The following is a 24,400-nucleotide window of genomic DNA, read 5'->3' on the forward strand; positions in this document are numbered from 1 at the left end:
GCCTACTCTGCGGGCATGACGACCTGCCCGACGTGCGGTGAGGGGGGCATACCTGCGCTCTTCGGGCTCCCGATCGAGGCTGCCCGGGCCGCGGGTGACGCTGGAGACCTGGCCCTCATGGGTTGCTTCGAGCCTGAGGAGCCGGTGCACTACCGGTGCGCGAGCGGCCACACCTGGCACGTCGACGACGAGAGTCGGTGGCAGGCGGACCTCATCGCCGCCCTGGCAAAGCATGGCTACGAAGCTTCCATCGAGGAGGGCTGAGGAGCGCCGGCCGCTCCGCAGCCTCTCGCTAGCCCTGGCGGACCGACGCGCGGTGCTCGACGGCCACGACTGCCAGCGACAGCAGCCCGGGGACGATGACGGCGAGCGGCGCGAGCATCCACACCATGACCGCGCACAGCCCGAGCGCGACGACGAGCAGGACGGTGCCGGTCAGGTCGTCGCCGGTGCGCTTGGCGGCGGTCTGCACGACGGTCCCCCAGCGCGCGCCGGGCGACCAGCCGGCGGCGGACCGGAGCACGACCACGAGCAGCACGGCGACCAGGAACACGGTCGCGATCCGGACGCCGGTCCCGCCCGGCATCCCGCCGACGCCGATGAGCTGCAGGTTGAACAGCAGGACCAGCAGGAGGACCGGCATGCCGATCGAGACGAGCCAGACGCCCCGGCAGGCGGACCGGAAGTCCTCCCAGAGCGCGGCGACGGTGTCGGGCCGGCCGTCGAGGTGCCGGCGGACGTGGGACACCCCGGCGGCGAGCGCGGGGACGGCGGTGATGATCGGGAGGCTGAGCACGGAGACCCCGAGGCCGACCAGGAGCGCCTCGCTGAACAGCCCGAACCGCCCGCCGCCGAGCAGCGGCCTCTGGTCCGGACCGGGCGGAACGTCGCCGTCGGCGGAACCCTCGGGTGCGTCCGCCGGGCGGCGGGAGTCGTCGTCGGAAGGCGGGGTGCTCATGGCATCCAGCCTCACACGGTCCGGCCGCCCGGTGGAAACCCCCATCAGCCCTTGAGTCCCTGGGTGGCCACGCCTTCGACGAGGTACCGCTGGAACACGAGGAAGAAAAGCATGACCGGGACGAGGGCGAGGACGGCCATCGCCATCTGGGCGCCGTAGTCCGAGGTCGTGGTCTGGTCGACGAAGAGTCGCAGCGCGATGGGCAGCGAGTACAGGTCGGGCTTCTTCAGGTACAGCAGCGGTCCGAAGAAGTCGTTCCAGGACCAGATGAACGCGAAGATCGCGCTGGTGACCAGGGCCGGCTTCATCAGCGGCAGCATGATCGATCGGAAGATCCGCACGTGGCCGGCGCCGTCGATGCGTGCGGCCTCATCGAGCTCACGCGGCAGGTTGCGCATGAACTGGACCATGAGGAAGACGAAGAACGCCTCGGCGGCGAGGAACTTGCCGATCAGCAGGGGCACGAACGTGTCCACCAGGCCGAGCCGGTTGAACACGATGTACTGCGGGATGATCACCACGTGGAACGGCAGCAGGAGCGTGCCGATCATGAGGGCGAAGAAGACGTTCCGCCCGGGGAAGTCGATCCGCGCGAAGGCGTAGGCGCTGATCGAGCACGACAGGGTGATCCCGATGACGGAGCCGACGGCCAGGATCGTCGAGTTCATGAAGAACGTCCAGAACGAGACGCCGCCGATGCCCTCGATGGCCTTCTGGAAGTTGGCCACGGTGAAGTCGGTGGGGATGAGGCTGACGTTGCCGACGATCTCGCTGGACGGCTTGAACGAGGACATCAGCATCCACACCGCGGGGTAGAGCACGACCACGATGAGGGCCAGCGAGCACAGGTGGAAGACCAGGGCCCGGCCACGCTTGCGGTTCTTGGTGGACTGCCGCAGCCGCGCGCTGTCCTGCGCGCTGACGATGTGGTCGGACGTCGACGTGATGGTGCTCATCACTTCCCCTCCCCGGAGTAGTGGACCCAGTGCTTCGAGCTCCAGAAGAAGACGGCCGCGAGTGCGCCGACGACGATCACGAGGATCCAGGCCATCGCGGAGGCGTAGCCCATCTGGAAGTCCTGGAAGCCGCGGAAGTAGAGGTAGAGCGTGTAGAAGAGCGTCGACCGGGCGGGGCCGCCGGTGCCGTTGGAGATGATGAACGCCGACGCGAAGATCTGGAACGCGTGGATCATCTCGAGCAGCAGGTTGAAGAAGATGACCGGCGAGAGCATCGGCAGCGTGATCCTCAGGAACTTGCGCGAGGCTCCGGCGCCGTCGACCGACGCGGCCTCGTACAGCTCCTGCGGGATCTGCTTGAGCCCGGCCAGGAAGATGACCATCGGCGCCCCGAACTGCCAGACGGTCAGCAGGATGAGCATCGGCATGGTGCGCGACGGGTCACCGACCCAGCCGCCGGCGGGGAAGCCGAGGAACTGGCCCACCTGGTCGACGATGCCGTTGTCGATGAACATCGCCTTCCACACGATCGCGATGGAGACCGAGGCCCCGATCAGCGAGGGTGCGTAGAACGAGGACCGGTAGAAGCCCTTGCCGCTGAACGCGTTGTTCAGCAGCATCGCCACGGCCAGCGCGGCGAGCAGCTTGATCGGGGTCCCCAGCACGACGTAGGTGAGAGTGACCTTCCACGCCTGCTGGTAGTTCGGGTCGGAGAACAGGCGTGTGAAGTTCTCCAGGCCGATCCACTCGGGCGGCGCGAACAGGTTGTAGTTCGTGAACGCCAGGTACAGCGAGGCGATCATCGGGCCCGCGGTGAGCAGGACGAACCCGAGCAGCCAGGGGCTCAGGAACGCGTAGCCGGCCAGGGACTCGGTCCGCTTGCGGCGCTTGCGGGCCGCGGTGTGCGCGGCCGTCGTGGGGCCCGTTGTCGGAGCCTCGGCAGTGAGGGTCACGAGCGTGATCCGTTCGTCGGTTGCGATGTGCTGGCGGCCTCGTCGGACCGCGGTGGGAGGTGGGCCGCCCCCGTGCCAGGGGCGGCCCACCACCGGTCACTGGGTGGAGAGCTCAGCCTCGGCGAACCACTGCTCGGCGAACTCGTCCACGGTGAGCGTGCCGTACGCGAGCTCCTCGGCGAGCGTCCGCCACTTGGCCTCGATGGTGCCGAAGCCCTTGACGGGGATCGGGGTGGACTCGGTCACCTGCTCGGCGACCTTCTCCTCGTACGCGATCACCTGGGCGTCGACGCTGCCCTCGGTGGTGTCGACGGCGGCGCGCTGGTCGGCGTCGGCCGGGACACCCTTGGAGGTACCGAAGATCTTGCCGACCTCGGGGTCCGTGAGCAGGAAGTTGATCAGCGTGGCCGCCTGCTCGGGGTACTCCGTGTTGGCGCCGGAGGACAGCAGCATCGACGGCTTGAAGAACAGGGCCTTCTCGCCCGGCTCGATCGACGGGATCTGCGCCATCGACAGGTCCGGGGTGCCCGAGTCGGCGACGTAGCCGGCCAGAAAGTTGTCCCAGCTCATCTCCGACGCGGTCTCGTTGACCGTGAACCCGCCCTTGGGGGCGAGCGAGACGTTGCGGTCGACGGGGTAGACCGCCTTGTCGGCCCGCAGGTCGGCCGTCAGGTCGAGGAACTCGGTCACGTCGGCCTCGTCGAAGCCGAAGGTGCCGTCGTCCTCGAAGGGCGTGATGCCCTTCTGGAGCAGCCACTGGATGAAGAACCAGAAGGTGCCCGTGTAGTCGACCGCGCCGTAGAGGGCGTACCCGTCGGCCGTCGACTCGCCGGCGCCGGAGACGTCCGCGATGAACTCGTTGTAGTCCTCCCACGTGTACTCGGCCTCGTCGGGGAACGTCGCCCCGGTCTGCTCGATCACGTTGGGGTTCTGGAACATGGCGAACGTGTTGGTCGACGTGGGGATGCCGATCATCTTGTCGTCGAGGACGCCCGCGGTGGTGAGCGTCTCGTCGAAGCCGGCGAGGTCGATCGTGCCGTTGTCCACCCACTCCTGCAGGTCGAGCAGCTGGCCGTTCTGGTTGAACTCACGCAGGTACGACAGGTCGAACTGCATGACGTCCGGGAGCGCGCGGCCGGCGGCCTCCGTGGAGCGTGCCGTCCAGTAGTCCGGGAACGCAGCGAAGCTGGTCTGGACCGTGATGTACGGGTACTTCTCCTTGAAGAGGGCGAGCGCCTCGTTGTACCGGGCGGCTCGGTCGTCGTTGCCCCACCACGTGAAGTTCAGGGTCACTTCGGAGGTGTCCGGGCCGGTGGAGCTGGCCGTCGGCTCGCTGTCGCCGGAGTCGCCGGAGGAGCAGGCGGTCAGGGCGAGGGCGGCGACGGCCGCAACTGCGGCGGTCTTCCAGATGATTCGCTTCATCGTCGTTGAGCCTCCTTGCTCGAAGGTGTGAAAGCGCATTCCGGACGTTAGGCGAGCGTTTCGCGGCATGTCAACGCTTCTCGCTGAATCGTTACAAACCCGTTGGGTACGCCTGGGTCGTGCCGGCCACGACGGTGAGGTGGCTACTGTCGATGATGCGCCGGTCGCGGAGCGTAGAGCTTCGTCCCGACCTGTTGTATCGTTTCAATCTCTGTGCTGCCCGACGACGCGCCACACACCCTGGAGCCCCGGTGACCGACCGTCAGATCCCCTCGTGGTCCGAGCTCAAGCCGCTCATGCGGCCCAAGCCCCTGGTCCTGAACGGCACCGAGCGGCGCCTCGCGGACGCGCTGACCATCGCCGACCTGCGCACGGTCGCCCGCAAGCGCACCCCGCGCTCGGTGTTCGACTACACCGACGGCGCCGCCGAGGCCGAGATCAGCCTGCGCCGCGCCCGCCACCTCTTCCGGGAGCTGGAGTTCCAGCCGTCGATCCTGCACGACGTGTCCCACGTCGACCCGACCACGGACATGATCGGGTCCCCGAGCGCTCTGCCGTTCGCGTTCGCGCCCACGGGGTTCACGCGGATGATGAACCACGAGGGCGAGCGCGCGGTGGTCCGGGTGGCCCAGCGCCGCGGCATCCCGTATGCGCTGTCCACGATGGGCACCACGTCCATCGAGGAGGTGGCGAAGGCCGGTCCCGACGCGCGCAAGTGGTTCCAGCTCTACGTGTGGAAGGACCGCTCCGCCGGTGAGGACCTCATGGCCCGCGCCAAGGCCGCCGGGTACGAGGCGCTCATGCTCACCGTCGACGTCCCCGTCGCCGGCGCCCGGCTGCGCGACGCCCGCAACGGCTTCTCGATCCCGCCGGCGCTGACCGTCAAGACCGTGATCGACGCCGCCACCCACCCCGCCTGGTGGATGAACCTGCTGACCACCGAGCCGCTCACGTTCGCGTCCCTGTCCTCCTGGTCCGGGACCGTCGCGGACCTGCTGGACAAGCTGTTCGACCCGACCATGACGATCGCTGACCTGGAGTGGATCCGCGCGTCCTGGGACGGGCCGCTGATCATCAAGGGCATCCAGACCGTCGCCGACGCCCGCCGGGTCACCGACGCCGGTGCCGACGCGGTGGTCCTGTCCAACCACGGCGGCCGCCAGCTCGACCGCGCCCCCGTGCCGTTGCGCCTGCTGCCCGACGTCGCCGAGGCCGTCGGGGACCGCACCCAGGTCTGGGTCGACACCGGCATCATGTCCGGCGCCGACGTCGTCGCCGCGCTCGCACTCGGTGCCGACGCGACCCTCGTCGGCCGCGCCTACCTGTACGGCCTGATGGCCGGCGGCGAACGCGGCGTCGACCGCGCCGTGCAGATCCTCGAGCGCGAGATCCGCCGCACGATGGCCCTGCTGGGCGTCTCCACGGTCAAGGAGCTGGGCCCCCAGCACGTCCGGCTGCCCTGACCACACCCCCCGCAACGTCCGCACTCGAGTGGCCATGAGCCTCCACGAGTGCGGACGTTGCGTCGTCCACGCGCAGGACGTCCGCACTCGGGTGGCCTTGAGGCCTCACGAGTGCGGACGTTGCAGTCGGAGCGCGACGACGGCCGCCCCGGGTGAGAGGAGTCACCCGGGGCGGCCGTCGCACCGCTCAGGTCAGCGCGTGACCTTCACCTTGAGGTCCGGGCTGCTCGTCGAGCCCAGCGGGTTGGACAGCTCGGCGCGGTAGACGTGCGTCCCCACCGCCCGGCCGCTGACCGCCGTGACCGCCTGCTGGGCGTTGAACCCGTTCGCGGTCAGCGACTGGGTGTCGATGAGCACGCCGTCCTCGTACAGCCGGTACTCGGTGGCGTTGGTGCCCCACCACAGGTTCGTGGTCAGCGTGTAGCTGCCGTCCCCGTCCCAGTTGTCGTGGCTCAGCACCGGGGTGCCCGGGTTGGCGGCCGTGACCTTGACCGTGAGTGGCGCGGTCGTCGTCGACCCGTGCTGGTTGGTCAGCACCGCGGTGTAGACGTAGGAGCCGTTGCGCTTGCCGGCGATCTGGAACGCCGCCGACTGGGCAGCCGGGGTGGCGTCCACCAGGTCACGCGTCGCGATCGCGACCCCGTTCTCCAGCAGCGTCACGCTCTGCGCGTTCTGGCCCCACCACAGGTTGAGGGCCACCGTGTAGCTGCTGTCGTTGTCCCAGTTGTCGCTGGACAGAACGCCCTTGGCGGGCTTGGCCGTCGCCGGGCCGGGCACCCGCTCGTCCGGACCCGTCGCGGCGCCCGTGTAGACGATGTGCGGCGCGGCGGGCGTCGACATCCCGTCGCCCAGGAAGTAGCCCGTGTGCGGCGGCTGGTTGTAGCCGGTGTTCTGCCACGAGACGCCGAGCCGGTACACCGGGTCGGACTGCAGGGTGCGCAGCCGGTGGTCGGTGAGGTCCACCGTCGTGGCGATCCGCAGCGCGGACGAGTCCGCCAGACGGGTCACCAGCTCCTCGCGCCAGTCCCCGAACAGGTCGGCCTGCAGGGCGGGGGTGCCCTTGGTGCCGTTGTCGGAGAGCGTTCCGGTGGCTCTGTACAGCTCAGCAGATCTCGCCGTGCTCGCAGACCACTTGGAGATCGTCGGAACTCCGGTGAGCGTCTCCGTGTTCCAGTCGTGGTCGGTGATCTCCCGCAGCAGGTCGCCGTCCCACCAGGTCAGGAAGTTCGCCGCGGGGATGGTGGTCCCCAGCAGGGACCCGTCGGCGGCCCGCATCTCGCCGTCCCGCGAGTTCCAGACACCGTTGCTGACGACGGCCCACGACTCGGCACCGGGGTGCGACGCGTCGATGTCGCCCGAGGCCCCGCGACCGGTGTCGGCGGTGGCCGGCATCGACCAGAGCACCTCGCCCGTCGCGGCGTCGCGGAACGTCGCACCGATGCCCTTGCTGTGCGGGGCCTCCTCGTGCACCGCGAACACCTCGAGCCCGGGACGGTCCGGGTCGAGGTCGCTGACGTGCAGCGCGTCCCCGTGCCCGAGGCCGGTGCTGAAGAGCACCGTGCCGTCGTCGTCGATCGTCATGGACCCGAAGACGATCTCGTCCTTCTGGTCGCCGTCGACGTCGGCCACGGACAGGTTGTGGTTGCCCTGCCCGCGGTACTGCTCGCCGGCGACGTCGGAGTCGAACGTCCACCGCTTCACCAGCTGCGAGCCGTCGAAGTCGTACGCCGACACCACGGTCCGCGTGTAGTACCCGCGGCTCATGAGAAGGCTCGGGTGCTCGCCGTCGAGGTAGGCCACGCCCGCGAGGAACCGGTCGACCCGGTTGCCGTAGGCGTCGCCCCACGCCCCCACGTCACCGCGCGGCGGCGTGTAGTCGATCGTGTCGACCACCGCACCGGTCGCACCGGAGAACACCGTGAGGAACTCCGGCCCCGTGAGCACGTAGCCCGAGGAGTTCCGGTAGTCCGCCCGCGCGTCACCGATCACGGTGCCGACGCCGTCGACGGTCCCGTCCGCGGTCTTCATGCTGACCTCGGCCTTCCCGTCACCGTCCAGGTCGAACACCTGGAGCTGCGTGTAGTGCGCGCCGGCCCGGATGTTCCTGCCCAGGTCGATGCGCCACAGCCGGGTGCCGTCCAGCTCGTAGGCGTCGACGTACACGTTGCCCGTGTACCCGGCCTGCGAGTTGTCCTTGGAGTTGGACGGGTCCCACTTCACGACGACCTCGTACTGCCCGTCACCGTCGACGTCCCCGACGGACGCGTCGTTGGCGCTGTACGTGTACGGCTGGCCGTCCTTCGTGTACGCGTCGGCGGGCTTGTCCAGCGGCACGTCGAGGTGCTGGCTGTCCCACACGCGGAACTCGCCGGTGGCCCAGCGCTCGATGCCGTCGACCACAGAGCTGACGCGGTAGACGTCGTCGGCGCCGCCGTCGGCGTCCAGCAGGTTGGTGCTCGACGTGACCGGGGCGGTCGTGATCCGGGCACCGTCGCGGTACACGTGGAACGTGATCGAGTCCGGGTCGAGGCCGAGCTGACGCCAGCCGAGGTAGACCCCGCCGTCGACCGCGACCGCGACCGGGGAGCGGTCCAGCCGCTCGGCCTGCCGGGCGAGGGTGGTGACGGCCGGCGACGTCAGAGAGTCCGACTGTGCCGACACCCCGCCCGCGTTCACCGAGGCCACCCGGTACGTGTACGCGATGGTCGTGAGCACCGTGGTGTCCGTGTACGAGGAACCGTCCGCCCGGCCGACGACGACGAACGAGCCGTCCTTGGCCTGCCGGAGCACCTGGTAGAACAGCGCACCGTCGACGGCGTCCCAGCGGATCGTCACGTCGTTCTTGTTCACGTCGCCCAGTCGCAGACCCGTCGGAACGCCCGCGACCGGCACCTCGGGGTCGACCGTCGTCACGTCGAGCGTGTCCGTCGGCACCGACTCCAGACCGCTCGGGTCGAGCGCCACCACGTAGTACTCGTACGCCAGGCCGACGTCGGGCGTCGTGTCGACGAACGTGGTCGTCGTGACGTCACCGAGCGCCTCCGCGACGGCTGCCCCGGCGGCCTTCCGGTACACCCGGTACCCCGCGGAGTCGTCCGTCCCGGTCCAGCTGAGCGAGACGCTCACCGCCGAGCCGGTGATGCTCAGGTCGTCCAGCGTCAGACCCGACGGCGCCAGCAGCAGCGGCGTGATCTCGATTCCGTTCAGCCGGCTGGAGGAACCCGTCATCACCAGGTTGAGCTGCCCGTCGGTGACGAGCACCGGCTGGCTGACCTTCTCCGACACCGACCCCGCACCCGCGTTCGAGGCGCCGAAGTCCTTGCCCTCGAGCTGCACGTTGGAGCGGCTGGTGCCGATCCAGTCGCCGTTGTACGTCTTGACGGCGTAGCTGCCGTCCGGCACGTCGACGGCGAACACGTGCTGCGTCCCCGGCAGCAGGAAGTCGCGCTGCAGGGCGTTCGGCGGCGTCGGGAAGTTCACGCCGCGGTCGCGGCCGCCCAGCCCCGTCGGGTCCAGCCAGCCCCAGCCGAGCTCCGGGGTGTACCGGGAGAGCTGGCTCGCCTCGGTGTACCCCGGCATGAGCGGGTTGCCGGCCAGCTGCACGTCGAACTTGTACAGCGCGGCCTTGGTGGTGACGCGCACGGCGGCCGACGGGGCCGACGGTCCGCGACCGTTCACCGCGACCACCCGCAGGTCGTACGACGCACCCTCGACCAGGCCCCCGATCGCGGCCTGCGGGATCGTCGAGGTGGCGACGAGCGCGTAGGCGTCGTCCCCGTCCGCGGCGGCCTTGCGGAACACCTGGTAGATGTCCGCGCCCTCGCTCGCCGTCCAGGTGAGCTGCACCCCGGCGTTGGAGACGCTGCCGGCCACGACCCCGGCCGGTGCGGCGGGGACCTCGGCGGGCGGCGCGACGTCGACCACCTCGTCGGCCAGCGGGACGTCCAGGTCGGCGACGTCCCCCGCGACCAGGCGGGCGAGCTGGATCGCGCCGTACTCCTGGAAGTGGGTGTCGTCGACGGTGCCCGTCGGGCGGCCCGGGTACACGCCGGCAGGGACGTGCAGGAACACGCTCGTCGACGCCTCGGGCCCGATCTCGTCGAGGTACGCGCGGCTCGACGCGGACAGGTCCACCAGCGGTGTGCCCGTCTCGGTCGCCAGGGCCGTGGCCGCGGCGACGTACTCCGGGAACGACACGTTGAACTTCCCGGTCGCCGCGTCGAAGCTGCGACGGGACACGGGCGTGACGATGACCGGCTGGGCGCCGCGCTGGGTGGCGCCGTCGACGAACGTCCGCAGGTACTCCGCGTAGTCGTCGGGGGCGGCGAACCGGTCGTCGACCCCGTAGGTGGCGTCGTTGTGGCCGAACTGCACGAACAGGTAGTCGCCCGGCTTGACCAGGCGCAGCACCTCGTCGAGGCGGCCCTGGCTGATGAAGTTCTTCGACGAGCGCCCGCCGATCGCCCGGTTGTCCACCGTGACGTCGTCGGACAGGAACCGGCCGAGCATCTGGCCCCAGCCGGCCTGCGGCGCGTAGTCCGCCGTGTACGACTGGACCGTCGAGTCACCGGTGACCCAGACGGTCGGCTCGCTGCCCGGTGCGCGCGGGCTCTGCGCGGCGATCCGGAGCTGGTTGAGCTTCGGCGCCGAGCCGGCGAAGTCGAGGTTGAGCTGGCCGTCGACCACCGCGATGTCGAACGACATCTCGAGGAACTGGCCGGCCGGCTTGGACGTCGCGGCGACCTTCGCCATCTGCTCGGCGGTGATCGCGACGTCGGTCGCCTCCGTGGCGTCGCCCGCGACGAGGCTGACCGTGTAGTCGCCGTTGGGCAGGTCGACGACGAGCTCGGTGTCCCCCACGCTCACGAAGTCGGAGCGCAGCGCGTCGGCCGTGCCCCTGTCGGTCGCGGTGACGGCCCTCGTGTCGACGAAGCCGTACCGCGTGGTCGCGCTGTACGCGCTGGTCGCGTCGAGGCGGATCGCCTCCGGGACCAGCGCACCGCTGCCGAGGTCGAAGTCGAGGACGGCGGGAGTGGTCGGTGGCGTCGGCAGGCTGCTCACCGCGGCCGCCGACGGGACGGACAACCCGGCCGCGTCGATCGCCTGCACGCGGTAGTAGTGCAGGGCCGAGGTGTCGACGGGGTCGGTGGTGACCACGTCGCGCGCGTCGGTCCGCGCGACCTCCGTGTAGGTGCCGTCGACGGCGTCGGACCGCGAGACCGCGTACCCGGTGGCGCCCGCGACCTCGTTCCAGCGGAGCGTGACCGCGTCCGGGGTCACGTGGGCCATGCGGACGGAGGTCGGGGCGGCGATCGTCGAGGTGCCGGGCTCGGGCTCCTCGGGGGCGGTCCCCGTCTGCGCGACGACGATCGAGCTCACGTAGCCGCCCGCACCGCTGCCGGTGATCCCGACGGTGAGCTGCCCGTCGGCGACCGTGGCGGGCCAGGTGCCGGAGACGGTGGCCACCTTGGTGCTCAGCGAGCCGCCGCCCGCACCCTCGAGGGTCACGGTGGTCTTGGTGGTGCTGCTCCCGGCCAGCAGGTCGCCCGACCGGACCGTCACTTCGTACGTGCCGTTGGGCACGTCGAGGACGAACGTCCACGCGGTGGCGAGCACGAAGTCGCGGTCGGCAGGATCCTCCGCGCCCCGGTCGCGGGAGATCGGGGTGACACCGTCCGCCGGCACGATGCCGAAGCCGGTGGCTGCGCTGTAGCGGGTCGCGTCCGTCACCTGCTGGTAGCCGTCGGCCACCGGGCTCGTCGCGGTACCCAGGTCGAACTTCCACGTGGTGGGCGCGTCCGCCGCCACGGCGGGCAGCCCGCCCGTGGCGAGCATCGCGGCCGCCGCTGCGGTGGCGACGCCGGCCAGCAGGCCTCTGCGTGGTGCCGGTCGTCCCTCGTCGTGCACGCGCGTCGAGCGCATGGCATCACCCTTTGTCTCGTCGTTGAGAGCGCACCGGCTGGGTCCTTGGAACGATTCACCGGAGCAAGCAGGACCATTCGTACAGGCGCTTCCCGGCCTCGCGCAAGAGTTTCGGGCAAACTGGGGAAAGCGCTCGCCGTAGAACGTTTTCCGCGAGCCCGTCGTGACAGCGCAGTCAGCGAGCGGACGTCACCCGTCCGCCGGCACCCCGCACGCCGTCCGGATGAACGAGAACAGCGCCGACCGCAACGCCTCGCTGGACGGCAGGTAGAACACCGGCTGCTCCACCCCGTCCACCCGCGTGTGCACCCCGAAGAACGTGCCGCGCTTGTCGTCCGCGACCGCGTGCAGGTCGCACCGACCGGCGACGGCAGGAAGCGTCACCGCGCCGGCGCCGTCGAGCGCGACCGGCCAGCTCACGGCTCCCCCGGGCGGTGCGAACAGGATCGTCCGGTCCACCTGCGTGACCTCGACCCGGGGACCGCCCGCCACCGGTTCGACCTCGAGCGTCACGTTCGCGAGGAGAGTCCCGCCGACGTCGCTCGTGGTGAGCGTGTCCGCCAGCGTGAGCGTCGCACCCTCGGCCACCGCGACCCCCGCACAGTCCTCCCCGTGGATCCGCGCCAGATGCCCCTGCGGGTCCGCCGGCTCCGCGACGAGCGTCGACCGCCGGCCCGCGTCGTCCACCAGGTCGACCTCCGCGCTGGCCCGACCGGCTCCGGCGTCGTCGCACTCCGGATCGCCCAGCGCCACGGAGAAGTCGCGGTCCACGCCCGCCCTCAGGATCCTCCCCTTGTCAGTCGCGGCGACTCCCTCGACGCCGGGCACCGCCAGCCGCACCCCCGTCACCGACAGGTCACCAGGACCGGCGTTGGTCACGCGCACCTGCACCACGCGCTGCGCCCACGTGCTGCGGCCCTGCCGGATCTCGACACTGATCCCCGCGAGCACGTCCGCCGGGACCTCCGACGACGTCGGCTTGGGCGTGGGCGTGGGCTGCGCCGGCCCGCCGACGCTGCACCCCGCGAGCGCGAGCGCGAGCACGACCACCGCCACCCACCGTCGTCCGGACACCCTCCGATGGTGCCGCACCCGCTGCCGCCGACGAAGGCGATCAGGTCGCCTGCCTCGAACGTCCGCGCGTAGAGGTCCCGGCGCGACCGTGCGCGGACAGCCCCACGGAGACGGTCAGTCGCCGCCGCGAGCCAGGTCGCGGCGCATCACGAAGTTCGTGAGCGCCACCCCGCGCAGCACGGGATGCTGCTCCACGACCACGACGAACCCGTGCGCCTCGAAGAACGGTCGCGCGGTCAGGCTCGCGTGGGTGCTCAGCCCGACCGCGCCCAGCTCCTGCGCCGTGGTCGCCGCCCAGGCCAGGAGGGCCGACGCCACCCCGCGTCGGGCGAACGCCGGATCGACGAACAGCATGTCGACGTACCCGCGCGCGTCGACGTCCGTGAACCCGGCAACCCGACCGTCGACCTCCGCGACGCGCGTGCGTGCCGCCCGGCGCCGGTCCGCCCACCCGGCGGGGTCGATCTCGTCGCTCGCCCACGCGGCGACCTGCGTCGGCGTGTAGTCGCGGGCCGCTGTGAGCCGGATCGCGCGCAGGAAGACGTCGAGCGTCGCGGGGCCGTCGGACTCGTCGTAGTCGCGCAGGATCACGACCAACGAGCCTACGACCGCGAGGGGCGCGGACTCGGCCGCGAGCGGCGCGGTCACGATGCGTCCGTCAGGCGCGCGCACTCCGTCGCGGGTGGCACGACCTCGACGCACGTCCGCCGGGCGCACTCGCACTCGCTCCGCCGCGCGTCCGTCAGGCGCGCACGCTCCGCGCTGGTGGCGCCGCGCCGGCCCGTCGGGTCAGGGAACCGCCGCGAACGGCGCACCCAGCTCGGCGAACGTCGCCCCCTCGTCGGCGACGCGCGTGCACCACGCCTCGACGTCGGCGATGACGGGGTGCCGGGCGCCGCCCTCGTCGACCCACTCCACCAGGGCGTCCGGCACGGGCGTCGGGTCCGGCCCGGTCCGCACCGCCTCCAGCACGCGCAGGAATGCCCCGGTGTCCGCGACCGAGCACCGCAGCGTGACGGGCGGGTGCTCGCGGGCGGTGAGCAGCTGGGCCAGCAGGTCCACCCGGCCGCACCGGATCCGACGGGTCCCGCGCGGCGACGACACCTCGATCTCGTCGGTCTCGTAGAGCAGCGTCGCGGTGCCCAGGGTCCCGCGCACGGTGACGCGCGCGGGCGACCGCTCGGGTGCGCAGAGGGTCAGCCCCGCGGCGACGCGGATCCCGGCCCGGGTGTCGACGACGACGGCGGAGGTGTCGTCCGCCTCGATGGGGTGCGCCCGGTACAGGTCGAGCCGCACGTCGGTCACGTCGTCCGCGGTCCGCGCGCCCGCGAGCAGGAGAGCCGTGGCGATCGCGTGCGCGAGCGGGTTGGTGACGACGCCGTCGACCACCTCGACCCCGTCGAGGGTGCGCCGGCCGGCCCACCGCGCGCGCTGGTAGTAGGCCGCGGTCCGCACCCAGGTGCCGACGGCGCCGACGCCGGTGATCTCCCCCAGCTCACCCGTGGCGACGATCCGCGCCACCTCGTCCACCGCGCCGGAGCCGAAGGTCTGGAACCCGACCTGGCACAGCCGTCCGGTCTCCTCCACCACGGCCAGCAGCGCGGCGTGCTCGGCCAGCGACGCGGTGGTCGGCTTCTCCAGCAGCACGTCGCAGCCGGCCCGCAGCGCGGCGGACGCGAGGGCGAGGTGGGTGTGGATCGGGGTCGAGATGACCACGACGTCCGGGCGAGCCTCCGCGAGGAGGGTGTCGAGGTCCGGGTACCACGGGACGTCGCCGTCGAGCGGACGCGGGTCCACCAGGGCGGTGAGGGTCGCGAGGCCGCGTTCCTGCAGGTCCGCGACCCGGCGCACGTGCGAGGCACCGTGACCGTGGATGCCGACCACCGCGATGGTCGGCAGTGCCGTCGCCGTGGGCTGCGCCGCGTCACGGACCGTGTGCACGGTCATCCCCAGGCCTGCGCGGCGAGCCGTCCTGCCTCGTCGGCACCGAGCGCCCGGTCCACCACGACAGCGGCCAGCCCGACGTCGAGCCGGTCCCCCTCGGGCACGTCGACCACCTGGTCCCAGGCGAGCGCGGGACCCGCGCCGACGTACTCCGCCACGCGGGCGAACCAGGGGCGCAGGTGGTCGGGGTGCTGGACGAGCAGGACCGTCGTCGTCGTGCCCTCGCGGCGCTGCACGAACGCGAGCCACGGCGACAGGCTGCCGTGCACGGCCTCCTCGCCGACGAGCCCCGCTCCGAGCACGGTGGTGACGTCCGCCGACGGGAGCCGCCAGAAGATGCCGCCGTACCCGGCGCTCGGCCGGCCGTTGGTCCCCGGGCTCTCGATGCGCAGCGGTCCGTGCGCGGCGTTCAGCACGCTGGACCAGCGCAGCACGTACCCGCGACCGTCCGCGAGGGGGGCCGCGGACAGGCTGCGGTCCTCCGCGAGCAGCGGCCGGTCGCGCTCGTCGCGCCACTCGATCTCGTCGACGAGCGTCGCGCCGTCGTCGGACAGCCGGGTGCCGGTGCTGACCTGGCGCCCGTGGTTGGGCAGCAGGGTCGGGCCCTCGTCGCGCAGGAACGTGCGGCCGCCCCAGTAGTTGGTGCCGTTGACCACGGGCACGGCCATGGACACGCCGTAGTGGTGACGGTGGTCGACCGGGCTGGTCTCCGTGAGCGCCGTGCCGGCCGCGGAGTGCACCGGGTGCAGGTACGGGCGAGGGGCGTGCACGCGGGGCAGCCGTTCGCCGGACACGTACCGCGCGAGCGGGACGGCCGATCCCTCGTCCGCGACGCCGCTGAGCAGGTACGCGCCGCGGTCGACTGCCCAGGCGGCCGCGGCCAGCACGGGCACCTCCGGCTCGACCGGGTCCGACGCCGCGCGGCGCCCGAGCCGGGCCGCGGGCGGCACCGGGCCGGTGCTGGCGCGGATGGCGAGGATGGGCTCGATGAGCGGCGGTGTCGGGTCGAGCGTCTCGCCGCCGACGAGCGAGCGCAGGTGCGCCCACGCCTGCCGGCCGAGCTCGGCCTGCGGGACGGTCGCTGTGGTGAGCGAGGGCGTGGCGAACCGGGCGAGCTCGATGTCGTCGAAGCCCGTGATGGACACGTCTCCGGGCACGGCCACCCCGAGCTCGTTGAGCCGAGCCAGCAGCCCGAACGCGACGAGGTCGTTGTAGGCGACGACGGCGGTGGCGCGCGACGCCAGCACGTCCTGCGCGGCGGCGTACCCCGACTCGACCGACGACCCCGCCGGCCGCTCGCTGAGCCGCACGTCCTCGCGACGGGCCGCCGCGACCCGCAGGGCGTCGAGCCGCGCACCGTGCGACGCGCTGTCCGTGGGACCCGCGAGGTACAGGAGGTGCCGGTGCCCGAGGCCGGTGAGGTGCTCGACGATCTGGTCGATGCCGGCGGCGTAGTCGATGGCCAGCGTCGGCGTCGTGCCGTCGGCGGCCCGGTTGACGACGACCACCGGACGGATCTCGGGGAGCAGCGCGCGCAGCGTCTGCTCAGGCATGCGCGGGGAGACCAGGACGAGCGCGTCGCAGCGCAGCCGCGCGTCGAGGGCGATGCGCTCCTCGTCGGCCGCGTGCTCGGCGGTGTCCGCCACGAGCACCCGGTAGCCCTCCTCGGCCGCGGCGGACGCGACGCCTCGGAGCACCTGCTGGAACATCGGGTTGGCCAGGTCGGGCACCACCACGGCGACCGTGTTGGTCCGCCCGAGGGACAGGCTGCGCGCGGTGTTGCTGGGCCGGTAGTGGAGCTGCTCGGCCACCTCCCGGACCCGCGCGGCCAGCTCGGGGTCGACCGTGGACCGGCCGTTCATGACCCGGGACACGGTCGCCCGGGACACGCCCGCGGCGTGCGCGACCTCGGCGATGGTCGACGCGCTGCGCGTCCACCCGTTCTGCGTCACTGCAGCCTCCCGCGGTCACCTTGAGCCTCCCAGGTGAAGGCGGCTCCGCGCCGAACATACACTACGAGAAACCGGTTCCCAACCACTTCCACGGGTGCTACGGTACCGACCGAGGAACCGGTTTCTCGTCGGTTCCTTATCGCGAACACAGTGAGGTGATCGACGACATGTCCGTAGTGACGGAGCTGCGCAAGACCGCCAAGGGCGCCAAGGCCGCGCCCTCCCGGCGGGGCCTGCGCAACGGCGACGGGAAGGCCGCAGCAGTGTTCCTGCTGCCGTGGTTCCTGGGCCTGGGGCTCATCACGATCGGCCCGATGATCGCATCGGGCTACCTGTCCTTCACGGACTACAACCTGCTCCAGCCCCCGGAGTGGATCGGCCTGGAGAACTACACGCGCCTGTTCGAGGACCCTCGGCTCCTCAACTCGCTGCGGGTCACGTTCACGTACGTGTTCACGGCCGTGCCGCTCCAGCTGCTCGCCGCCCTGGCGCTCGCGCTGATCCTGGACCGCGGCCTGAAGGGTCTCCCCTTCTACCGCTCGGTCCTGTACTTGCCCTCGCTGCTCGGCGGCTCGGTCGCCGTCGCCATCCTGTGGCGTCAGGTGTTCGGCATCGACGGCCTGGTGAACGAGTTCCTCGCGCTGTTCGGCATCCAGGGCAAGGGCTGGGTGTCCGACCCGGAGACAGCGCTGTGGACGCTCGTGCTGCTGCACATCTGGACCTTCGGCGCTCCGATGATCATCTTCCTGGCCGGGCTGCGGCAGATCCCGGAGATGTACTACGAGGCGGCAGCGATCGACGGCGCCGGCGTCGTGCGCAAGTTCCGGTCGATCACGCTGCCCCTGCTCACGCCGATCATCTTCTTCAACCTGGTCCTCCAGGTGATCGGGGCGTTCCAGAGCTTCACGCAGGCGTTCGTGGTCTCCGGCGGTACCGGTGGCCCGGCCGACTCGACGATGTTCTACACGCTCTACCTGTACCAGAAGGGCTTCACGGCCTTCGACATGGGCTACGCCTCCGCCATGGCCTGGCTGCTGGTGCTCATCGTCGCGGTGATGACCCTGATCAACTTCTTCGCCTCCAAGTTCTGGGTTTTCTACGATGACTGAGGTCCACGTGCGCCCCACGATCACCGACGCCCCCACTCCCGCCCAGCGCCGAGCTGCGCTGGCCGACGAGGCACCGCCCCCGCGCGTCCGCTCCCCGTGGCCGGACCGCCGGCGCTCCGCGCTCAAGCACATCGGCCTCATCGCGCTCTGCGCGCTGATGCTCTACCCGCTGGTGTGGCTGCTCATCAGCTCGTTCAAGCCGACCGAGCTGATCTTCCGGGACGTGTCCCTGATCCCCTCCGAGGTCGACTGGACCAACTACTCCGAGGGCTGGAACGCGCTGCAGTACCCGTTCGGCCACTACCTGATGAACTCCGCGATCATCGTGCTCGGGTCGCTGCTGGGGAACCTGGTCAGCTGCTCGATGGCGGCCTACGCGTTCGCGCGGCTGGAGTTCCGGGGCCGCAAGCTGTGGTTCGCGATCATGCTCATGTCGATCATGCTGCCGATCCACGTGATCATCGTTCCGCAGTACATCCTGTTCGCGAAGCTGGACTGGATCAACACGTTCCTGCCGCTGATCGTCCCGAAGTTGCTGGCCACGGACGCGTTCTTCATCTTCCTCATGGTCCAGTTCTTCCGCGGCATCCCCCGGGAGCTGGACGAGGCAGCGCGCCTGGACGGCTGCGGGCACGGCCGTATCTACCTGCGGATCATGCTGCCGCTCTCGCTGCCGGCCCTGGCCACCACCGCGATCTTCACGTTCATCTGGACGTGGAACGACTTCTTCAGCCAACTGATCTTCCTCGTCAGACCGGACATGTACACCGCTCCGGTTGCTCTGCGCACCTTCCTGGACTCCACAGGCGCCAGCTCGTGGGGCCCGATGTTCGCGATGTCGATCATCTCGCTCGTCCCCGTCTTCCTCGCCTTCCTCTTCGGCCAGAAGTACCTGGTCAAGGGGATCGCGACGACGGGCATCAAGTAGTCCCCTCTCCACGCACAGGCAGTCCTGCTAGTTCTGCTCGTTCTGCAAGCCGGCCTTGACAGCACACCGTCGTCCTCGTCAACCAAGGAGAACCATGCGCCGCCCCCGTCCGTCCCTTCGCGTCGGTGCCCTTCTGGCCGTCGCGGCCCTGACCCTGACCGCCTGCGCAGGCTCAGACGAGCCTGCCGCCGAGGCCACCTCGTCCGGCCCGCCCGAGCCCGTCGAGATCCGCTTCTCCTGGTGGGGGTCCGACACCCGCCACGAGCTGACCCAGCAGGTCCTGGACAAGTTCACCGAGAAGTACCCCCACATCACGGTGGTCCCGGACTACACGGACTGGAACAGCTACTTCGACAAGCTGGGCACCTCGGTGGCCGGCGGTGACGCCCCCGACGTCATCACGCAGGAGGAGCGGTTCCTCAACGACTACGCCTCGCGCGGCGTCCTGGCCGACCTCAACGAGCTGGGCGTGGACACGTCGAAGATCGACGAGAACGTGATCCAGTCCGGCACCATCGACGACGCCCTCTACGGCGTGGCCACCGGTGTGAACGCGTACTCGATCATCGCCGACCCGGCGGCCTTCGCGGCGGCGGGCGTCGAGATGCCCGACGACACCACCTGGACGTGGGAGGACTACGTCGAGATCGCCAACGAGATCAGCGCCAAGACCGGCGGGACCGTCTACGGCGCGCAGGACTACGGCTTCAACGAGCCCGGCTTCTCGATCTTCGCCCGTCAGCGCGGCGAGGCCCTGTACACCGACGACCACAAGCTCGGGTACGACGAGAAGACGCTCGCCGACTGGTGGCAGTACTCGCTCGACCTGCAGGCCGGCGGCGGCGAGCCCGACGCCGCCAAGACGGTCGAGGTCGACGCAGGCGGTCCGGAGCAGTCCCTCGTCGGCACCGGCACCGGTGCCATGGCGTGGTTCTGGACCAACCAGCTGACCGCCATCACCAACGCGTCGGGCAAGGAGCTCAAGCTGCTCCGCGTCCCTGGTGAGTCGGAGAACGAGCGGACCGGCATGTACTTCAAGCCGGCCATGTACTACTCCATCTCGGCCAAGTCCGAGCACCCCGAGGAGTCCGCGCTGCTGGTCGACTTCCTGCTCAACGACCCCGCGGCCGGCGAGCTCCTGCTCTCCGACCGTGGCCTCCCGGCCAACACCGACGTCCGCGCCGCCGTGCAGGACAAGTTCTCGCCCACCGACAAGCAGGCCGCGGAGTTCCTCGCCGACCTCGAGGACGAGATCGTCGACGGCCCGCCCGTCCCGCCCGTCGGCGCCGGTGAGGTCGCGGAGATCACGCGCCGCCTCAACCAGGAGGTCCTCTTCGGCCGCCTGAGCCCGGCCGACGCGGCCAAGCAGTACACGCAGGAGGTGGAGGCCGCCATCGGCGGCTGATCACCTCTCCTCACCGCGACGCCCGCACACCCGAGCCCCCCTCCGCTCGGATGTGCGGGCGTCGCGCTGTCCACCCCGTCCCGCCGGCAGCCCGGACGTCCGAGCACCTGCACGCGATAGCAGCAACGCCCCCCCGATGCGGACGTCCGAGGAAGTGCGCGCTCGGGCAGCCACTTCCTCGGACGTTGCGTTCCGAGAAGGGCGCAGCGCAGGGTCAGGCTGAGTCGCGGATGCGGAGGGTCGGCTCGAAGATCGTCGACGTGACCCGGCGGCCGGGGTCGGCGATGGTGTCGAGCAGGATGCGGGCCATCTCCGCGGCCATCTCCTCGATGGGCTGGCGGACGGACGTGAGCGCGGGACGGGAGAGCGCGCCGACGGAGCTGTCGTCGAACCCGATGACCCGCACGTCCTCGGGCACCCGTCGGCCGCTGGCCTGCAGCGCCTCGATCGCGCCGAGCGCCATGAGGTCGTTCGACGCGAACACCCCGTCCAGGTCCTCGTACCCCTGGAGCAGGGACGTCATCGCGGCGAACCCGCTCTCGTAGGTGAAGTTGCCGCCGACGGTCGGCACGAAGGCCTGCCCGTGCCGGGCCATCGCGTCCTGGAACCCGGAGAGGCGGTCCTGGGCGGACGGCACGTCGAGGGGGCCGGAGATGGCGGCGACGTGCCGGCACCCCCGCGCGACCAGGTGCTGGGCGGCGAGGCCGGCACCGTCGCGGTTGGCGACGTCGACGAAGCTCAGCGGGATCGGCCGGCCGGGACGCGCGAACACGACCGCGGGCAGCGCGGCCTCGACGAGCAGGCCCGGCATGGGGTCGTCGCCGCGGGTGGACACGACGAGCGCGCCGTCCGCGTTGCCGTTGCGCAGCGAGGAGATGACGCGGGCGCGGTCGGCGTCCGTCTCGGCGAGCATGAGGATCGGGTCGACGTCGCGCGGGCGCAGGGCGCGCAGCATGCCGCCGACGACCCGGCCGAAGAACGGGTCCGCGAAGTCGATGGTCGACGGCATGCCCTGCTCCTCGACGCCGGACACGACGACGATCACCGCACCCGTCCGCCGGGTGACCAGCGACCGGGCGGCGAGGTTGGGCACGTAGCCGGTGGTCGCGATCGCCTCACGGACGACGGCCTGGATGTCGGCGGCGACGCGGCGCTGGCCGTTGACGACGCGGGAGACGGTGGCGCGGGAGACGCCGGCCACGCGGGCCACGTCCTCCAGGGTGGGCGCTCCGGAGCCGGCGATGCCGACCGGCAGACCGCTGGGCGGCGTCGCCTCGAGCGTTCCCGACGGGCTCGTCGCCACGCGCGCGCCGGTGCTCGCGCTCCCCGCCCCGGGCTCCTCTGCCATGCGCGCCAGGTTAGCAGGGTTGGAGAGCGCTCTCGCAGGTTTCAGGGGCGTGTGGGCGTCACGACGGACACTTCTCCGGTCATCTCGACTGTACGAGCGGGTGAAAACGGGTATACGGTCCCACTCGGGAGCCAGAAGGGCCTCATCCCGACCCCTCCAGCACGACGTCACCGCCCGAACTCGGATCGGCTGATAGAGCGCTCTCCCACTTTCGACCGGTACTCAGCTCAACGACGAACTGCACGCCCGGCGCACGGATCAACGACGAGGTCGACTGCGGAGCGACCTCCCGTCCCGTGCCACGGGTCAGCCCCGGAGGAGACACCTGTGAACAGCACCACCGCCCATCCCCCCACCAGGACCGCCCCACCACCCGGCCGCAGCCGAAGGCTCCTGGGCGTCCTGGTCGCCGCCGCGCTCGTCGCGGCCGGTATCGGCACCGCCGCGGCCGCGCAGGCCGCGCCCGTCCTGCTCTCGCAGGGCAAGACCGTCACGGCGTCGTCCACGGAGAGCGCCGACTACACGCCGGCGTCGGCCGTGGTGGACGGCAACGCCGGCACCCGCTGGGCGAGCACGCCGTCCGACGCGCAGTGGCTGACCATCGACCTGGGAGCGACCGCCCAGGTCGAGCAGGTCGTCCTGAGCTGGGAGGCGGCCTACGGGTCGGGCTACCAGATCCGGACCTCGGACAACGGCACGTCCTGGACGAGCATCTACACGACGACCACCGGCAAGGGCGGCAAGGAGACGCTGAACGTCACCGGCAGCGGCCGCTACGTGCAGCTGCTGGGCACCAAGCGCGCCACCGGCTACGGCTACTCCCTCTGGGAGGTGCAGGTCTACGGCACGCCGGGCGGCACGCAGCCGCCGACGGGCACGTGCGGCACGACCAACGTCGCGCAGGGCAAGACGGCGACCGCGTCGTCGTCCGAGCAGGGCGCGGGCACGGCAGCCGGCCTCGCGGTCGACGGCAACGCCGGCACGCGCTGGGCGAGCACGTTCGCGGACAACCAGTGGTGGCAGGTGGACCTCGGCGCGAGCCAGTCCGTCTGCAACGTCACGCTGAGCTGGGAGGGCGCGTACGGCAAGGCGTTCCGCGTCCAGGGCTCCACCAACGGCACCACGTGGACGACGCTGTCGACGGTCACCAACGGCGCGGGCGGCACGCAGTCCATCGCGGTCAGCGGCACCGCCCGGTACCTGCGGCTCGACCTGCAGACCCGCGCGACCGGCTACGGCTTCTCGCTGTGGGAGGTGGCCGTGAAGACGACGGGCACGCCGACCCCCGACCCGACCACTCCCGGTCCTGACCCGAGCGGCCCCGCCGACGGCAAGGTGCGGATCGCGGGCAGCCAGGGCAACTGGTCGCTGCTGGTCAACGGCCAGAACTGGGTCACCAAGGGCATGACGTGGGGACCGGCCCCGGCCGAGTTCCCGCAGCACGCGGCCAATCTCAAGGCGATGGGCGTCAACACCATCCGCACGTGGGGCACGGACGCGGGCTCGAAGGTCCTGTTCGACGCGGCAGCGGCCGCGGGCATGCGGACGGTCGCGGGCTTCTGGCTCGCCCCCGGCGGCGGCCCCGGCTCGGGCGGCTGCCCGAACTACGTCACCGACGCGACGTACAAGGCGAACTCGATGAACGACATCGTCACGTGGGTCACGGCGTACAAGGACCACCCCGGCGTGCTGATGTGGAACGTCGGCAACGAGTCCCTGCTGGGTCTGGGCAACTGCTACTCGGGCGCCGAGCTCGAGGCGCAGCGCGCCGCCTACGCGACGTTCGTCAACGACGCCGCCAAGCGGATCCACCAGATCGACCCGACGCACCCGGTGACGTCCACCGACGCCTGGACCGGCGCGTGGCCGTACTACAAGGCGAACTCGCCCGACCTCGACCTGTACGGCCTGAACGCCTACAACGCGGTGTGCGACGCCAAGGCGACCTGGATCGCGGGCGGCTACACCAAGCCGTACCTCATCACCGAGGGTGGCCCGGCGGGCGAGTGGGAGGTTCCCGACGACGCCAACGGCGTGCCCGACCAGGGCACCGACCAGCAGAACGCGGACGGGTACACCCGGGCGTGGAACTGCATCAAGGCGCACCCGGGCGTCGCGCTCGGCGCCACGCTGTTCCACTACGGCAACGAGGGCGACTTCGGCGGCATCTGGTTCAACGTGAAGCCGGGCAACAACAAGCGCCTCTCGTACTACGCGATCGCGAAGGCGTACGGCGGCTCGGCCGGAGCGGCGGGGGTCAACACTCCCCCGACGTTCAGCTCGATGACCGTGCCCAACAGCGGCGCCGTGGTGGCCGGCTCGACGTTCACCGTGAACGCGGCGGCGAGCGACCCGAACGGTGACCCGATCACCTACAGCGTGCTGCTGAACAGCAAGTACGTGAACGACTCGGGCGGCCTGGCCCCCGCGACGTTCACGCGCAGCGGCACGACGTTCTCGGTGACGGCCCCGCAGACGCTCGGCGTCTGGAAGGTCTACGTGTTCGCCGAGGACGGCAAGGGCAACGTGGGCGTCGAGACGCGGTCGTTCCGCGTGGTCCCGCCGGCCGTCAACGGCACGAACATCGCCAAGGGCCGACCGGCCACGGCGTCGTCGTTCGACCCGTACAACGGCAACTTCACGCCGGGGCAGGCCACGGACGGCGACTATGCGACGCGCTGGTCGAGCAACTGGGCCGACGACGAGTGGATCCAGGTCGACCTGGGCTCGGTCCGGTCGTTCTCGTCGGTGCAGCTGGTGTGGGAGTCCGCGTTCGGCAAGGGCTACCGCATCGAGACGTCCAACGACGGGACCACCTGGTCGACGCTGACCACCGTCACCGCGGGCGACGGGAACGTCGACACCCTGAACACCGCCGGCTCGGCCCGCTACGTGCGGGTGCACGGGACAGCCCGCGGCACTGCGTACGGCTACTCGCTGTACGAGCTGGGCGTTTACGCGTAAGC

16 protein-coding genes are annotated in these 24,400 nt (G+C 71.0%); 6 read left to right on the forward strand and 10 right to left on the reverse strand.

The window, feature by feature from the left end:
- The first annotated feature begins 15 nt into the window (after positions 1-15).
- Positions 16-264 (forward strand): hypothetical protein, encoded by a 249-nt coding sequence (locus ACXJKF_RS01090; RefSeq protein ID WP_456785894.1) that lies wholly within the window; start codon positions 16-18, stop codon positions 262-264.
- Between the two features lie 28 nt (positions 265-292).
- Here ACXJKF_RS01090 and ACXJKF_RS01095 read toward each other — a convergent pair whose 3' ends face one another.
- The 4 genes from ACXJKF_RS01095 to ACXJKF_RS01110 all read right to left on the reverse strand — a co-directional run bounded on the left by ACXJKF_RS01095 (position 293) and on the right by ACXJKF_RS01110 (position 4,289).
- Positions 293-958 carry a hypothetical protein gene (locus tag ACXJKF_RS01095; protein ID WP_456785895.1) on the reverse strand — a complete coding sequence of 222 codons (666 nt, stop codon included), beginning with the start codon at positions 956-958 and terminating at the stop codon, positions 293-295.
- Between the two features lie 44 nt (positions 959-1,002).
- Positions 1,003-1,914 carry a carbohydrate ABC transporter permease gene (locus ACXJKF_RS01100; RefSeq protein ID WP_456785896.1) on the reverse strand — a complete coding sequence of 304 codons (912 nt, stop codon included), beginning with the start codon at positions 1,912-1,914 and terminating at the stop codon, positions 1,003-1,005.
- Positions 1,914-2,867, reverse strand: coding sequence for a carbohydrate ABC transporter permease (locus ACXJKF_RS01105; RefSeq protein ID WP_456785897.1), 954 nt, complete (start codon positions 2,865-2,867; stop codon positions 1,914-1,916). The genes ACXJKF_RS01100 and ACXJKF_RS01105 overlap by 1 nt, the downstream gene beginning before the upstream one ends.
- A 96-nt stretch (positions 2,868-2,963) precedes the next feature.
- Positions 2,964-4,289, reverse strand: a complete 1,326-nt coding sequence (locus ACXJKF_RS01110) for an ABC transporter substrate-binding protein (RefSeq protein ID WP_456785898.1) — start codon at positions 4,287-4,289, stop codon at positions 2,964-2,966.
- A 251-nt stretch (positions 4,290-4,540) separates the two neighbouring features.
- Here ACXJKF_RS01110 and ACXJKF_RS01115 point away from each other — a divergent pair, with 251 nt between their 5' ends.
- Positions 4,541-5,752, forward strand: a complete 1,212-nt coding sequence (locus tag ACXJKF_RS01115; protein WP_456785899.1) for an alpha-hydroxy acid oxidase — start codon at positions 4,541-4,543, stop codon at positions 5,750-5,752.
- 192 nt (positions 5,753-5,944) lie between these two features.
- On the opposite strand, the gene ACXJKF_RS01120 is transcribed toward ACXJKF_RS01115, so the two are convergent.
- The 5 genes from ACXJKF_RS01120 to ACXJKF_RS01140 form a co-directional block, all read right to left on the reverse strand.
- Positions 5,945-11,674: a rhamnogalacturonan lyase family protein gene (locus ACXJKF_RS01120; protein ID WP_456785900.1), complete on the reverse strand. Its 5,730-nt coding sequence runs from the start codon at positions 11,672-11,674 to the stop codon at positions 5,945-5,947.
- Between the two features lie 189 nt (positions 11,675-11,863).
- A complete protein-coding gene (locus ACXJKF_RS01125) occupies positions 11,864-12,748 on the reverse strand; it encodes a hypothetical protein (protein WP_456785901.1) in 885 nt (294 codons plus the stop codon).
- Positions 12,749-12,862: 114 nt separating this feature from the next.
- On the reverse strand, positions 12,863-13,396 hold the full coding sequence (locus ACXJKF_RS01130; protein ID WP_456785902.1) for a GNAT family N-acetyltransferase: 534 nt from the start codon (positions 13,394-13,396) through the stop codon (positions 12,863-12,865).
- A gap of 141 nt (positions 13,397-13,537) precedes the next feature.
- Entirely contained in the window at positions 13,538-14,695 is a 1,158-nt protein-coding gene (locus ACXJKF_RS01135; RefSeq protein ID WP_456785903.1) for a Gfo/Idh/MocA family protein, read from the reverse strand.
- Positions 14,692-16,644 carry a DUF6807 family protein gene (locus ACXJKF_RS01140; RefSeq protein ID WP_456785904.1) on the reverse strand — a complete coding sequence of 651 codons (1,953 nt, stop codon included), beginning with the start codon at positions 16,642-16,644 and terminating at the stop codon, positions 14,692-14,694. Before ACXJKF_RS01140 ends, ACXJKF_RS01135 begins: the two co-directional genes overlap by 4 nt.
- Positions 16,645-16,811: 167 nt before the next feature.
- Here ACXJKF_RS01140 and ACXJKF_RS01145 point away from each other — a divergent pair, with 167 nt between their 5' ends.
- The 3 genes from ACXJKF_RS01145 (at position 16,812) to ACXJKF_RS01155 (ending at position 20,086) form a co-directional block, all read left to right on the forward strand.
- Positions 16,812-17,753, forward strand: coding sequence for a carbohydrate ABC transporter permease (locus tag ACXJKF_RS01145; protein WP_456785905.1), 942 nt, complete (start codon positions 16,812-16,814; stop codon positions 17,751-17,753).
- Positions 17,746-18,681 (forward strand): carbohydrate ABC transporter permease, encoded by a 936-nt coding sequence (locus tag ACXJKF_RS01150; RefSeq protein ID WP_456785906.1) that lies wholly within the window; start codon positions 17,746-17,748, stop codon positions 18,679-18,681. The genes ACXJKF_RS01145 and ACXJKF_RS01150 overlap by 8 nt, the downstream gene beginning before the upstream one ends.
- 94 nt (positions 18,682-18,775) lie before the next feature.
- Entirely contained in the window at positions 18,776-20,086 is a 1,311-nt protein-coding gene (locus tag ACXJKF_RS01155; protein WP_456785907.1) for an ABC transporter substrate-binding protein, read from the forward strand.
- 214 nt (positions 20,087-20,300) lie between these two features.
- Here ACXJKF_RS01155 and ACXJKF_RS01160 read toward each other — a convergent pair whose 3' ends face one another.
- Positions 20,301-21,434 (reverse strand): LacI family DNA-binding transcriptional regulator, encoded by a 1,134-nt coding sequence (locus tag ACXJKF_RS01160; RefSeq protein WP_456785908.1) that lies wholly within the window; start codon positions 21,432-21,434, stop codon positions 20,301-20,303.
- Between the two features lie 327 nt (positions 21,435-21,761).
- Here ACXJKF_RS01160 and ACXJKF_RS01165 point away from each other — a divergent pair, with 327 nt between their 5' ends.
- The gene (locus ACXJKF_RS01165) at positions 21,762-24,398 is read left to right on the forward strand and encodes a discoidin domain-containing protein (protein WP_456785909.1); all 2,637 of its coding nucleotides are present in this window, start codon (positions 21,762-21,764) and stop codon (positions 24,396-24,398) included.
- Positions 24,399-24,400 lie beyond the last annotated feature (2 nt).

The sequence above is a fragment of the Cellulomonas sp. P5_C5 genome (assembly GCF_054049655.1).